11 protein-coding genes and 1 tRNA gene are annotated in these 13253 nt (G+C 61.2%); 10 read left to right on the top strand and 2 right to left on the bottom strand.

Annotation, left to right across the window (positions count from 1 at the left end; genetic code table 11):
• Positions 1 to 164: 164 nt before the first annotated feature.
• Entirely contained in the window at positions 165 to 971 is an 807-nt protein-coding gene (folE2, locus tag P0D73_RS11450) for a GTP cyclohydrolase FolE2 (protein WP_132383740.1), read from the top strand.
• A gap of 74 nt (positions 972 to 1045) precedes the next feature.
• On the opposite strand, the gene tsaD is transcribed toward folE2, so the two are convergent.
• The gene (gene tsaD, locus P0D73_RS11445; protein WP_132383742.1) at positions 1046 to 2074 is read right to left on the bottom strand and encodes a tRNA (adenosine(37)-N6)-threonylcarbamoyltransferase complex transferase subunit TsaD; all 1029 of its coding nucleotides are present in this window, start codon (positions 2072 to 2074) and stop codon (positions 1046 to 1048) included.
• A 121-nt stretch (positions 2075 to 2195) separates the two neighbouring features.
• Here tsaD and P0D73_RS11440 point away from each other — a divergent pair, with 121 nt between their 5' ends.
• The 9 genes from P0D73_RS11440 (at position 2196) to P0D73_RS11400 (ending at position 12020) form a co-directional block, all read left to right on the top strand.
• Complete coding sequence (locus P0D73_RS11440) at positions 2196 to 3413, top strand: BaiN/RdsA family NAD(P)/FAD-dependent oxidoreductase (RefSeq protein ID WP_132383744.1); 1218 nt, start codon at positions 2196 to 2198, stop codon at positions 3411 to 3413.
• A 68-nt stretch (positions 3414 to 3481) separates the two neighbouring features.
• Positions 3482 to 3694 carry a 30S ribosomal protein S21 gene (rpsU, locus tag P0D73_RS11435; protein ID WP_408178504.1) on the top strand — a complete coding sequence of 71 codons (213 nt, stop codon included), beginning with the start codon at positions 3482 to 3484 and terminating at the stop codon, positions 3692 to 3694.
• Positions 3695 to 3929: 235 nt separating this feature from the next.
• Entirely contained in the window at positions 3930 to 4376 is a 447-nt protein-coding gene (locus P0D73_RS11430) for a GatB/YqeY domain-containing protein (protein WP_011490548.1), read from the top strand.
• Between the two features lie 79 nt (positions 4377 to 4455).
• Positions 4456 to 6327 carry a DNA primase gene (gene dnaG, locus P0D73_RS11425; RefSeq protein ID WP_132383746.1) on the top strand — a complete coding sequence of 624 codons (1872 nt, stop codon included), beginning with the start codon at positions 4456 to 4458 and terminating at the stop codon, positions 6325 to 6327.
• A 91-nt stretch (positions 6328 to 6418) separates the two neighbouring features.
• A complete protein-coding gene (rpoD, locus tag P0D73_RS11420) occupies positions 6419 to 8821 on the top strand; it encodes an RNA polymerase sigma factor RpoD (protein WP_408315965.1) in 2403 nt (800 codons plus the stop codon).
• 153 nt (positions 8822 to 8974) lie between these two features.
• Positions 8975 to 9062 (top strand) — tRNA-Ile (locus P0D73_RS11415).
• 465 nt (positions 9063 to 9527) lie between these two features.
• On the top strand, positions 9528 to 9737 hold the full coding sequence (locus P0D73_RS11410) for a hypothetical protein (RefSeq protein WP_408287042.1): 210 nt from the start codon (positions 9528 to 9530) through the stop codon (positions 9735 to 9737).
• Positions 9738 to 9938: 201 nt separating this feature from the next.
• Positions 9939 to 10112: a hypothetical protein gene (locus P0D73_RS11405; RefSeq protein WP_408431391.1), complete on the top strand. Its 174-nt coding sequence runs from the start codon at positions 9939 to 9941 to the stop codon at positions 10110 to 10112.
• A gap of 774 nt (positions 10113 to 10886) precedes the next feature.
• Positions 10887 to 12020: a porin gene (locus P0D73_RS11400; RefSeq protein ID WP_132383752.1), complete on the top strand. Its 1134-nt coding sequence runs from the start codon at positions 10887 to 10889 to the stop codon at positions 12018 to 12020.
• Between the two features lie 142 nt (positions 12021 to 12162).
• Here the strand turns inward: P0D73_RS11400 and P0D73_RS11395 are convergent, their stop codons facing one another.
• Complete coding sequence (locus tag P0D73_RS11395; protein WP_408178619.1) at positions 12163 to 13245, bottom strand: porin; 1083 nt, start codon at positions 13243 to 13245, stop codon at positions 12163 to 12165.
• Positions 13246 to 13253 lie beyond the last annotated feature (8 nt).

The following is a 13253-nucleotide window of genomic DNA, read 5'->3' as shown; positions in this document are numbered from 1 at the left end:
ACGCCGGCAGGGGCCGGCGTTCGCCATTGCGCGCCTTGATTCGCGCGGCCGCTGGGAGCCGCCGAACCTGTCGCTTTGCGGCAGCCCTCACGAGGGAATCCCGAAGGGGACTTCCTTCGGGGCGAAGACTCAGGGCGGTCCGGCGTTTCCTGAAAGGACAAGAAATGAATCAGATGAATCCCGCCTTTGTGATGCCCGACGTGCAAAGCACGCCCGACACTCGTCAGATCCCGATTCAGCGTGTCGGCGTGAAGGCCGTGCGCCATCCGCTGACGGTGCGCACGCAAGGTGGCGAGGTGCAGCCGACGGTTGGTACGTGGAACCTCGACGTACATCTGCCGGCTGAGCAGAAGGGCACGCACATGTCGCGCTTCGTCGCCTTGCTCGAAGAGAACAAGGCGCCGCTGGAGCCGGCCACGTTCCGCACCATGCTCGCCGCCATGCTCGAAAAGCTCGAAGCCGAGGCCGGCCGCATCGAGGTGTCGTTCCCGTACTTCGTGAACAAGACCGCGCCAGTGTCGGGCGTGCAGAGCCTGCTCGACTACGAAGTCACGCTGACGGGTGACACTCGCAACGGCGCGACGCGTCTGTTCCTGCAAGTGCTGGTGCCGGTGACGAGCCTGTGCCCGTGCTCGAAGAAGATCTCGCAGTACGGCGCGCATAACCAGCGCTCGCACGTCACGATCAACGCCGAACTGGCAGGCGATGTGGCCGTGGAAGAACTGATTCGTATCGCCGAAGAAGAAGCCTCGTGCGAACTGTGGGGCTTGCTCAAGCGCCCGGACGAGAAGTTCGTGACCGAGCGTGCTTATGAAAATCCGAAGTTCGTCGAAGACCTGGTGCGCGATGTCGCGCAACGTCTGAATGCGGACGAGCGGATCGTCGCCTACGTGCTGGAAGCCGAGAACTTCGAGTCGATTCACAATCACAGCGCGTACGCGGTGATCGAGCGGGATAAGCGCGTGGCTTGATACGCGCGTTTGCCGACTGCATCAAAAAAGCCGCTTCTTGAAGCGGCTTTTTTTACGGCGTAACGATGTCGAACTCAGCGTGCGAGGGACGTCAGATCCCAGCGAGGCTTCACCGTGAACGCGTAGTCCTTGCCCGATTGATCGGGCCAGCGTTGCAGTCGCAAGGCACCGGCCAGCGCGATCATCGCGCCGTTGTCCGTGCACAGCGACAGGTCCGGATAGTGCACGTAGAAATTGCGCTTCTTCGCGGCAGCGGAAAGCGCCTCGCGCAATTGCCGGTTCGCGCCGACCCCGCCCGCGACGACCAGCCGGTTGAGCTTCGTCTTCTTGAGCGCGGCCAGCGACTTCGCCGCCAGAACCTCGACAGCCGCGTCGACGAAACCGCGCGCCAGATCGGCTTTCGCCTGCTCGCAGATATTCGAGCCGCCGAGCTTCTTGGCGTGCGTGAGGACAGCGGTCTTCAAGCCGCTGAAGCTGAAATCCAGGTCGCCGGAATGCAGCATGGGACGCGGCAGGACCACCGCGCCCGGCGTGCCGAATTCGGCCATGCGCGAGACTTCCGGGCCGCCCGGGTAACCGAGGCCGAGCAGCTTGGCGGTTTTGTCGAAGGCTTCGCCGGCTGCGTCGTCCAGCGTTTCGCCGAGCGTCTCGTAGACGCCGACGTCAGTCACGCGCATCAGTTGCGTGTGACCGCCGGACACCAGCAGCGCGACGAACGGGAACGGCGGCGGCTCATCCACCAGCAACGGCGAGAGCAAATGCCCTTCGAGGTGATGAATGCCGATAGTCGGCTTGTCCCACGCCATGGCCAGCGAATTGGCGACGCTCGCGCCGACCAGCAGCGCGCCCGCGAGACCCGGGCCTTGCGTATAGGCGATCGCGTCGATGTCGCCGCGGGCCGCGCCGGCGCGTTCCATCACCTCTTCGAGCAGCGGCAGCGCACGCCGGATGTGATCGCGCGACGCCAGTTCCGGCACCACGCCGCCGTACTCCCGATGCATCGCAATTTGCGAATGCAGCGCGTGCGCAAGCAGGCCGCGCTCCGTGTCGTAGAGCGCGAGACCGGTTTCGTCGCAAGAGCTTTCGATGCCGAGAACGAGCATGATGGGTCGCTTGAGTGGACGCCGGATTAACAAAACCCAGGCGCCCGACAGTGAGAAGGCAAGCCTGAAAGTATAGCAGTGCGGGCAAGGCGCCGCCGACGCGCGGGTACAATGCGGCCCCATGGAATCCTTCGATATCGCAGTGATCGGCGCAGGCGCGGCCGGCATGATGTGCGCGGCCGTGGCCGGGCAACTCGGCCGTCGCGTGGTGCTGATCGACCACTCGCAGCGTCTCGCGGAGAAGATCCGCATCTCCGGCGGCGGCCGTTGCAACTTCACGAATCTGTATGCCGGCCCGGCCAATTACCTGTCGGCCAACCCGCATTTTTGCCGCTCGGCGCTCGCGCGCTACACGCCGCGCGACTTCATGGCGCTGCTCAAGCGCCATCACGTGACGTGGCACGAGAAGCATAAAGGCCAGCTCTTCTGCGACCAATCGAGCGACGCGGTCATCAATGTGTTGAAGCACGAGTGCGACGCGGGCCGCGTGGCATGGCGCACGCCGCTGTCGGTCGAGCAGGTGCGGCAGGACCCGGAAGGGCGCTTCACGCTGGATACGCAGTCGGGGCCAATCATGGCGCGCGCGCTCGTGGTCGCAACGGGCGGACTGTCGATTCCCAAGATCGGCGCCACCGATTTCGCCTACCGTCTTGCCAAACAGTTCGGCCACAAGCTGATCGACACGCGCCCCGCGCTAGTCCCGCTGACCTTCGCCGCAGCCGACTGGGAGCCGTTCGCGGCGCTGTCCGGTGTCTCGCTGGAAGTGCAACTGGCGACCGGCAACAAGAAGACCGGCGCCGAGTTCAACGAAGACCTGCTGCTCACCCACCGCGGCCTTTCCGGCCCGGGTGTGCTGCAGATTTCGAGCTACTGGCAGCCCGGCGAGCCGATTCACATCAACCTCTTGCCGGCCCAGGACGCCACGACCGCCTTGCTCGAGGCGAAAACCGGCACCAAGCGTCAGATCGCCAATCTGTTGTCGGAATGGGTACCGCAGCGGCTCGCCCATGTCTGGCTGGAAACCCATCAGATTTCCGCCGAAGCCCGCGTGGCCGATTTGCCGGACAAAACCCTGCGCCGCGTCGGCGAAGCCCTGTCGCGCTGGACGCTCACCCCCAACGGCACGGAAGGCTATCGCAAAGCCGAAGTGACGCGCGGCGGCATCGACACGCGCGACCTGTCGTCATCGACGATGATGAGCGCGCGCGCGCCGGGCTTGTACTTCATCGGCGAAGCTGTCGACGTAACCGGTTGGCTGGGTGGCTACAACTTTCAATGGGCGTGGGCATCGGGTGTGGCGGCCGGCCAGGCGGCCGCGGAGTATGCCAGAGGGGCTTGACGGCGCTCTGGCTTTGTGAGAAAGCTCTGCTATACTCCTGAACCTTTACAAAGTTCCGTTATTGAAAAATGACGACCATCCGCGTAAAAGACAACGAGCCGTTCGAAGTCGCCATGCGCCGGTTCAAGCGCACCATGGAGAAAAACGGCTTGCTGACGGAACTTCGCGCTCGCGAGTTTTACGAAAAGCCTACGGCTGAGCGCAAGCGTAAGAAGGCGGCTGCGGTGAAGCGTCATTTCAAGCGTCTGCGTGGCCAGACGCTGCCAAAGAAGTTCTACTGATTCTGGCGTTGCCGCGGTTCCCGTTGAACGGAGCGGCGACATTCAACCGGTGAGGGCACGACAGGTGCCATCACGGAAAACACGGCCCTTCGGGCCAGCCGGCAGGGTCGCAACCATAACGCACAGTGTGCCAACCCGCTTGAGGAAGCAGTCCCAAGCGGGTATTCGTGTTGATGCGCGTGTTGATGCAATTAGCCTGGCCGGTTTTTCAAATTCCAACGCATTCAGGTGAGTGATGAGTCTCAAGGACCGGATCAACGACGATATGAAGGCCGCCATGCGGGCACGTGAGACCGAGCGCCTCGGCACGGTCCGTCTGCTGCTCGCCGCGATCAAGCAGCGCGAAGTCGACGAGCGCATCACGCTCGACGACACCGCGATCACCGCGGTCATCGACAAGATGATCAAGCAGCGCAAAGACTCGATCAGCCAGTTCGAAGCCGCTGGCCGCACCGATCTGGCCGACAAGGAAAAGGCCGAGCTGGCGATCTTGTCTGCTTATATGCCGGAACAGATGTCCGAGGCGGAGATCGTCGCCGAAGTGCAGGCCGCGGTGGCGCAAACCGGCGCAGCCGGCCCGCAGGACATGGGCAAAGTGATGGGCGTGCTCAAGCCGAAGCTGGCCGGCCGTGCCGACATGACCGCTGTCTCGGCGCAAGTCAAAGCCGCGCTCGCGAAGTAAATTCCCGTATTTCCGCGCTGTGCATGCCGTTATTTCGACGGCGCGCGCGGCGCTGAGTTTTTAGGCAGCGTCATTTACTGTGATTCCTCCGTCATTCCTGCAGGACCTGCTCAACCGCGTCGATATCGTCGACGTGGTCGGCCGGTATGTGCAGTTGAAAAAGGGCGGCGCGAACTTCATGGGGCTGTGCCCGTTCCACAACGAGAAAAGCCCTTCGTTTACGGTTAGTCCGACTAAGCAGTTCTATCACTGCTTCGGCTGCGGCGCGCATGGTACGGCCATCGGGTTCCTGATGGAACACGTCGGTTCATCGTTTCCGGAAGCGGTCAACGAACTGGCGCAGTCGGTCGGCTTGACGGTGCCGAATGAGCCATCGCCCGGCTATGGCGGCGGCGGTTCCGGCGGCGGCTATGCGCCGGCGGCGTCCAAAGCGGTTACCACCGCGCTTTCCGATGTCATGCAGACCGCCTGCGACTTCTACCGCAAGCAACTGCGCAGCGCGCCGGTCGCGATCCAGTACCTGAAGAAACGCGGCTTGACCGGCGAGATCGCGGCCCGTTTCGGGCTCGGCTATGCCCCGGACGGCTGGCAGAACCTCGAAGCGGCCTTTCCGAACTACCGCGACGATTCGCTGGTCGAATCGGGTCTGGTGATCGTCAGCGAAAAGTCCGACGCTCAGGGCCAGAACCGCAGGTACGACCGCTTTCGCGAGCGCGTCATGTTCCCGATACGCAATGTGAAAGGTCAGGTGATCGGCTTCGGCGGCCGCGTGCTGGACGGCGGCGAGCCCAAATATTTGAATTCGCCCGAAACGCCTTTATTTAACAAGGGCAGCGAGCTGTATGGGCTGTTCGAGGCGCGTCTGGCAATTCGCGAGCAGCACTACGTGCTGGTCGTGGAAGGCTATATGGACGTGGTCGCGCTGGCCCAATTGGGGTTCCAGAACGCGGTCGCCACGCTCGGCACGGCCTGCACGCCGATTCATGTGCAGAAACTGATGCGCCAGACCGACACGGTCATCTTCAGTTTCGACGGCGATTCGGCCGGCCGGCGCGCCGCCCGGCGTGCGCTGGACGCCTGTTTGCCGCATGCGGCGGACAACCGGACCATCCGGTTCCTGTTTTTGCCGTCCGAGCACGATCCGGACAGCTATGTGCGTGAATTCGGCACCGAGGGTTTCGCCGAGCAGGTCGAGCGGGCCATGCCGCTGTCGCAGTTCATGCTGAACGAGGTGCTGACCGGCAAGGAGCTGGATCAGCCGGAAGGCAGGGCCCGCGCGCTGTTCGACGCCAAGCCGCTGCTGCAGGCGCTGCCGGCCAACGCGCTGCGCGCCCAGATCATGCATATGTTCGCCGACCGGCTCGACGTGCCATTCGACGAGGTCGCCGCGCTATGCGAGGTCGATTCGCGCATCGCGGCGGCGGCCCGCGCTGCGCCGGCCCGCAAAGACCGGCGCAGTGTGACCGGGATCGAGGAAAAAACGCTGCGCAATCTGGTGATGTATCCGCGCACGGTGTCCGTGCTGGACGAAGAGGCCGAACAGGCTCTTCTCACGGTCACGCGGCACGGCGAGTTGTTCGAGGAAGTGACGACGCACGCGCGTGCGCTGGGCGATTCGGCAGAGTTTCAGTTGTTGTCCGACCTATTGCGAAACGGCGCGAACGCCCCAACTTTCGAGGAAATCTTTCGCAAAATTCTAGACTATGATGAAAACGTCCGGGATTTACTGCTGAAGGACCCGGAAGATGCGACCGTCATCGAGGAACGGCGCGAGCAGGAACGGATTGTCGGCGAGGAACTGAAGGCGGCGATCCTGAAGATGCGGTACGACGCTTACTGCGATCGTCTCGAGCAGCTTTCGCGGCAATCCCGGCACACGCCGGAGGAGTTTGCGGAGCTGTCGGAGCTTAATCGGAAGCGGGCTGACATGAAGCGCCAGCTCGGGCTGTAGGCGGAGCGCAGGAAGCCTGGGTGGTATAATAAAAGGTTTCCAGCGGTTTGTTTTTCAAGGGTTTTCCTAGCAAAGGCGAAAAGGCGATGCGATGGCAAAGACTACGGGCGGAACTACGGGCGGAAAGAAAACAACAGGCACAAGCTCCACGGAGCGGACCAGAAAGGTCACCGAGGCCAGGTTAGTTTCTTCCACCAGAAAAACGTCTGCGGTTAGCGTTGCACCGGTTGCCGGGAAGAAGTCCTCGACCACGTCGGCTGCGCGAGCGGAGCCGGACAGGGCGGCGAAAGTTGTAGCAGTACCGGCCACGAAGGGGTCGGGTGTCAGAAGCGCAAGGGAAGCGGCTGCCGCGCAGGACGATGCGGTAGTGCGCGAGGTTCCAGTATCCACGGTTCAAACGGCTGTTGTCCACCAGCCGCGAGTCGAGACTACAGCCGGTACGGCGAACTCCATGACGAAAAAGCTGAACGAAGTACCCGTCGATGACGACGCAACCCAAAGCGAAGAAAGCCCCGCGGCTGTTCCAGCCAAGGTGGAAAAGGCCAAGGCTCGCGATCGTCGTGCAAAGGAAAAAGCGCTGCTGAAAGACGCTTTCGCGTCGTCACAGCCGGGCACGGTCGAGGAACTCGAGGAACGCCGCTCCAAACTGCGCGCGCTGATCAAGCTCGGCAAGGAGCGCGGCTTCCTGACGTACGCTGAAATCAACGACCACCTGCCGGACAACTTCACCGAGACCGAGGCGATCGAAGGCATTATCAGCACGTTCAACGACATGGGCGTGGCGGTGTACGAGCAGGCCCCGGACGCTGAAACGCTGCTGCTGAACGACAACGCGCCGGCGGCTTCGTCGGACGACGAAGTGGAAGAGGAAGCGGAAGTTGCGCTGTCCACCGTCGACTCGGAATTCGGCCGCACCACCGACCCGGTCCGCATGTACATGCGCGAAATGGGCACGGTGGAGCTGCTCACGCGCGAAGGCGAAATCGAAATCGCCAAGCGGATCGAAGACGGCCTGAAGCACATGGTGATGGCCATCTCCGCGTGCCCGACCACGATCGCCGACATCCTGGCGATGGCGGAGCGCGTCGCGAACGAGGAAATTCGCATCGACGAACTGGTCGACGGCCTGATCGACGCCAACGCGGAAGACGCGGACGGCTTCTCCGCGCAGGAAGCGGAAGCGATTGAGAGCGAAGACGAGGAAGTCGAAGAGGACGCGGAAGAGGACGAGGAAGAAGACGACGGCACGGCGCAAGCTACGGCCAACGCAGCGCAGATGGAAGCGCTCAAGCGTGCGTCGCTCGAAAAATTCGCGATGATCAGCGAATGGTTCGACAAGATGCGTCGCGCGTTCGAGAAGGAAGGCTACAAGTCCAAGTCGTATCTGAAGGCACAGGAAACGATCCAGAACGAGCTGATGACGATCCGCTTTACCGCGCGCACCGTCGAGCGTCTGTGCGACACGCTGCGTGCGCAAGTGGACGAAGTGCGTCAGGTCGAGCGTCAGATCCTGCATACGGTGGTCGACAAGTGCGGCATGCCGCGTGCGGAATTCATCGCGCGTTTCCCGGGCAGCGAAACGGATCTCGAATGGGCCGACAAGATCGTCGGTGAAGGTCACGCGTATAGCGCGATCCTCACGCGGAACATCCCGGCCATTCGCGAACAGCAGCAGCGTCTGCTGGATCTGCAAGCGCGTGTCGTGCTGCCGCTGAAGGACCTGAAGGAAACCAACCGTCAGATGGCGGCGGGTGAACTGAAGGCGCGTCAGGCGAAGCGCGAAATGACCGAGGCGAACTTGCGTCTCGTGATCTCGATCGCGAAGAAGTACACGAACCGTGGTCTGCAGTTCCTCGACCTGATTCAGGAAGGCAACATCGGCCTGATGAAGGCGGTGGACAAGTTCGAATATCGTCGTGGCTACAAGTTCTCCACGTATGCAACGTGGTGGATCCGTCAGGCCATTACGCGTTCGATCGCGGACCAGGCGCGCACGATCCGGATTCCGGTTCACATGATCGAAACGATCAACAAGATGAACCGCATCTCGCGTCAGATTCTGCAGGAAACCGGTCTCGAGCCGGATCCGGCAACGCTGGCCGAGAAGATGGAAATGCCGGAAGACAAGATCCGCAAGATCATGAAGATCGCGAAGGAGCCGATCTCGATGGAAACGCCGATCGGTGACGACGACGATTCGCATCTGGGCGACTTCATCGAAGACAACAACACGGTTGCGCCGGCCGACGCCGCTTTGCATGCCAGCATGCGCGATGTCGTGAAGGACGTGCTCGACTCGCTGACGCCGCGTGAAGCGAAGGTGCTGCGCATGCGTTTCGGTATCGAGATGAGCACCGATCACACGCTCGAAGAAGTCGGCAAGCAATTCGACGTGACGCGTGAACGGATCCGTCAGATCGAGGCGAAGGCGCTGCGCAAGCTGCGTCACCCGAGCCGTTCGGACAAGCTGAAGTCGTTCCTCGAAGGGAATTGATCGAAGCTGGCGTTGGTTGCAAATGATGTAGCGGTTTGAAGGGGCCTCGCGGTTGTTTCGCCGTAGCGAAGCGGTTGCGAAGGCCCCTTTTTCGTGTAGTATGTCGGCCAATCAACGAATAGGCCCGGCCTTCACGACCGGGTCTTTTTTCTTGGGCCGGACGCCGTGCTGGTTGCAGGCAGCGGACTCATAATCCGCCTCCGAAAGGACACCGTCGGTTCGAATCCGACCCGGCCCACCATCGATGCTAAGAAAGGGTTCCGATAATGTCGGAACCCTTTTTGTTTTTATGGCGTGAAGCGGATATCGGGCGCGGCAATATGTCACTTTCGCTGCGCTATTAATCTACGCATGGCGGATTTCTATCCGGTTGGGTGAAAGATGTTCGTCACAGCATTGGCGGGATTTCCAAAGCGCTTCAGATCGGATGTTGTGAGTTAAGCGAGCGTGTTAAGCGGCGCATTTCACGTCGCGGCAATATCGTCATTCCTTCTGCCGTTGCCGGCGCAAACTCCGTTCGATTTAATCCCTCTTTTGCAGGATTCGGCTCGTCATCTCGTTGCTTCCGTTTCGCGCTCCGGCGCACAGACGCCATTTGCGATAGCGGCGCTAATCTGAGTAGCAGTCGGCCCGAGGTCGGTCAGTGCGAGTGGCACGTCGTTTGCATAAGCTCGGCGTCCAAACCATATCAATAACGAGAACGATCATGCGACCTGACCACACCGCTACTGAGTTTGTGCAGACTCGACCCTTGCTGGCCACTCCGCTGGAAGGCGCCGGTGAGAGTGCGCCGCAACGACAGCAGGTCAGTGCGTTGACGCGCGCCACCTTCTGCTTTGCCTGGCTGTTCGGGCTGGAGCCGTTCCTGACCGGTTCGGGCGACGAGATGCCGCGCTCGCGGCCGGATCGCCATTAGTCTCGTGACAGGGCGCGGCGTGTTCAGTCGCGCGATTGGGCGTTGAAAGTTTCGGCGTACACGGGGCAATTTCTACAGCCGGACATCAACCGATCGAGACGGCGGCGCAAGGCCGAGCGAGTTGACCGTGGCGCCGGAACCTCGGGAATAGCCGTTGCGCGCTGAGTGTTGGGAGATATTCCCATCCTCAGGACGCTCATCATGCAAACCGATCCGACTATCGACCCCGTTGCCGACCCCGCCAACCAGCCGCTCGATGAACCCGACGAGCAGCCGCGTCCGTTGCCAGGCGTGCCGCCCGAAGCCGATCCGCTTGCGCCGGGCGCTTCTCCCGAGGATGAGGACGCGCTCCGGCGATCGCACGACAAGCCATAAGGCCGTGCTTGCCGGGAACTAGGGAAACTCCGTGTAAAAAATCGCACGTTCGTGCCGTTTAATGGAGGCGGAAGGCTGTTCGATGTGTGCCATCCGCTTTCAGCACGGGTTTTTGTCACGCGGCGGTCGGCGCCGCATCTCACCTCCGGGCAACGCCCGTGCTGAAGGCTTTCCCCTTCGACACGCGGGCTTGCGAAGTGCGCGGAATCGCCCCCGCAACTTCCATTAAATTCATTCCACTCCGCAAAGACATTAATGACCAGTTCAATGACACTGGCTAATCCGGTTTGAATCAAACGACTCCATTCATTCAATTAAGTTCCAGGTTTTCTAAAATAAATTTACATTGAACTGAATGCGTGCGGCCTAATTGCCTCATTTTCGGGCAGTCAGAAGTTTCTGATTTTTTAATCGTTCCGACCCGATTACGACAGGAATATGAAAACCCTGTTGCATACACACAACTGACAATATTGAGAAGTTGCAAATTACTTATGTTCAGAGCAGGTGCGACACTTGCCTAATTTTGCAATTAATGCCGGAAAAACAAAGACTTAATGCCTGCGGCAATTAGATTATTGCTGATTCTGAAAAATCCTGTTGCGTGAATTGCCGGCCTCGCTACCAGGGTGTCCCCCTACACTCACGCTTCGTTTCAAGGGTGCCCGGCTGATCCGAAACGGGTCGGCGAACAGGGCGGCAGTGGGTGCGATGCATGCGCTGCCGAGGCAGGTCCCGCTCCCCGCGTAAATTTATCGAACAGGAGTCCCACGCATGAAAAAGAGTCTCATCGTCGTTGCGGTTGCCGCATCGTTCGCTTCCGTCGCTCACGCACAAAGCAGCGTGACCCTGTATGGTCTGCTGGACGCGGGCCTGACTTACACGAGCAACGTCAACCACAATTCGAAGTGGGCAGCTGGTAGCGGCGGCATCAACCAAAGCATGTTCGGTCTGCGCGGTTCGGAAGACCTGGGCGGCGGTCTGAAGGCAATCTTCACGTTGGAAAGCGGCTTCAACATCAACAACGGCAAGTTCGCTAACAACAACGGCATGTTCAACCGTCAAGCTTTCGTCGGTCTGTCGAGCGCGCAATTCGGTACGGTCACGCTGGGTCGTCAATATGACGCAGCTCAAGACTACCTGGCACCGCTGACCGCAACGGGCAGCTGGGGCGGTACGTACTTCGCGCACCCGTTCAACAACGACAACCTGAACACGAACGGCGGCTACGCAGTCAACAACTCGATCAAGTACTCGAGCGCTAACTACGCTGGCTTCACGTTCGGCGGCACGTACGGCTTCTCGAACCAGGCTGGCGCATTCGCAAACAACCGCGAATACAGCGTTGGTGCTGCATACCAGTGGCAAGGTCTGCACCTGGGTGCTGCTTACGCACAGCAAAACAACCCGGGCGCAGGTAACACCGGTGCTTCGGACGGTTCGTACGTCAACGCACTGGCAGGCAACGTCGGCAACTTCCGTCAACGTGAATTCGGCGTTGCTGGTTCGTACGCTTTCGGCCCGGCTACCGTCGGTCTGGCGTGGACGCAATCGCGTTCGGACAACTTCACGGCTGGCCAGCAATCGCTGCGCGCTAACAACTACGAAGTCAACGGCAAGTACAACGTGACCCCGGCTCTGGGCCTGGGCGTTGCTTACACGTTCACGGACGGCAAGGGCTACGGCGTTGGTGCGAACGGTGGTTCGGAGTCGGTGCGCTACCACCAGATCGGCCTGCAGGCTGACTACTCGCTGTCGCGTCGTACGGACGTCTACGCTCAAGCCGTGTACCAGCACGCAATGGGCGACGGCGGTGTCGCTTCGATCTACAGCGGCGACAACACGCAACTGCCGTCGTCGTCGAAGAACCAGACGGCTGCTACCGTCGGTCTGCGTCACCGCTTCTAAGCTTCAGCAGAAGCTGGTTGTTGTACGAAAAGGTGCCGTTCGCGGCACCTTTTTTTATGCGCGCACGTTTTCGCCGGTCGGCGCCCGGCGTGAATATGCCGGATGCCGCGCGCCTTGCTGGGCTCGAGCGGCCCTGCGTGCCTTAGAAAATCGTACGCAGACCGAGCGCAACGCCGGTCTGATTGCTCTTGCCCGGTAATTCGACCGACGCAGCGCCCGATACCTTGTCGAAATCGACCGTGCCGTACACCTCGGTGCGCTTGGACAATGCGTACTCAGCCAGCGCCACCAACGTATAGCGATTGCCGCTGCCCAGTTGTCCGTTGCCGATCGCCGCATTGGACATGTGGTCGTAGTACGCTGCGCCCGTCAGCGTGAGTGCGGGTGTTGCCTGCCACGTCACGCCGGCGAACGGACCGTTGTCGACGCGGCCCGAGCCCTTCAGGATATCCACGCCGGGCACGAGCGTCTGCTGCGCCAGCGCGCTATCGACGAAGCCGGTGTCGTCTTTCGAATGCAGATAGCCGACGTACACCTTCGCCGTGCTAAACGCATACACGGCGTTCGCGTTGAAGATGGTCTGCTTGTGATTGCTGTTGTCGCTGTTCTGCTGCACGCCGCCTGCGACGCTCAACGGGCCGGCCACATACGACAACGTGAAGCCGTACATCGAGCCCGCGCCGAGATGGCCCGGCACTTGGCCGGAGAAACCGCCCGCGCCGGTCGACTCCGAGTTGGTGCCGAACGAGTACATCGCGGCCATGGTCAGGCCTTTGTACGTGCCGGTGTATTTGATGGCGTTGTCCGCATAGAGCCCTGCGCCGAGCGCGCCCGGCAGCCATGAGTTCTCGAAGTAGTTGCCGACCGTGAGCGGGTCGTAGGTGTCGCCGAGCAGGTCGAACAACGGTGTCTTCTGACGGCCCAGCGTGAGCGTGCCGTATTGGCTGCTCAGGCCCACATACGCATTGCGGTTGAAGAGCCGTTGGCTGTCCGAGGCTGAACCGTCCTGCAGATTGATGCCGCTTTCCAGATCGAAGATCGCCTTCAGCCCGCCGCCCAGATCCTCCGAACCGCGCAGACCCCAGCGGCTATTGGTGATCGCGCCGTTCGTCATGAACAGGCGGCCATCGTTTTTGGCGTTGGAGTTCGTCAGATAGCGAACGCTCACGTCAGCGACGCCGTACAGCGTGATCGAGCTCTGTGCCGAGGCTTGCTCGGAGGTCATCGCGAGGG

Origin of the sequence: Paraburkholderia sp. RL18-101-BIB-B, from assembly GCF_046026985.1 — a bacterium.
Classification (GTDB): Bacteria; Pseudomonadota; Gammaproteobacteria; order Burkholderiales; family Burkholderiaceae; genus Paraburkholderia.
Note: the sequence above shows the minus strand (reverse complement) of the source record. Positions and strands in the feature narration are given on the sequence as shown.

Bases quoted from the DNA above. Each gene is read 5' to 3' on its own strand.
- P0D73_RS11410 (WP_408287042.1), top strand. From the start codon at position 9,528: ATGCGACCTGACCACACCGCTACTGAGTTTGTGCAGACTCGACCCTTG.
- P0D73_RS11440 (WP_132383744.1), top strand. From the start codon at position 2,196: ATGGAATCCTTCGATATCGCAGTGATCGGCGCAGGCGCGGCCGGCATG.
- tsaD (WP_132383742.1), bottom strand. From the start codon at position 2,074: ATGCTCGTTCTCGGCATCGAAAGCTCTTGCGACGAAACCGGTCTCGCG.
- P0D73_RS11430 (WP_011490548.1), top strand. From the start codon at position 3,930: ATGAGTCTCAAGGACCGGATCAACGACGATATGAAGGCCGCCATGCGG.
- P0D73_RS11395 (WP_408178619.1), bottom strand. From the start codon at position 13,245: ATGACCTCCGAGCAAGCCTCGGCACAGAGCTCGATCACGCTGTACGGC.
- folE2 (WP_132383740.1), top strand. From the start codon at position 165: ATGAATCAGATGAATCCCGCCTTTGTGATGCCCGACGTGCAAAGCACG.
- P0D73_RS11405 (WP_408431391.1), top strand. From the start codon at position 9,939: ATGCAAACCGATCCGACTATCGACCCCGTTGCCGACCCCGCCAACCAG.
- P0D73_RS11400 (WP_132383752.1), top strand. From the start codon at position 10,887: ATGAAAAAGAGTCTCATCGTCGTTGCGGTTGCCGCATCGTTCGCTTCC.
- rpoD (WP_408315965.1), top strand. From the start codon at position 6,419: ATGGCAAAGACTACGGGCGGAACTACGGGCGGAAAGAAAACAACAGGC.
- rpsU (WP_408178504.1), top strand. From the start codon at position 3,482: ATGACGACCATCCGCGTAAAAGACAACGAGCCGTTCGAAGTCGCCATG.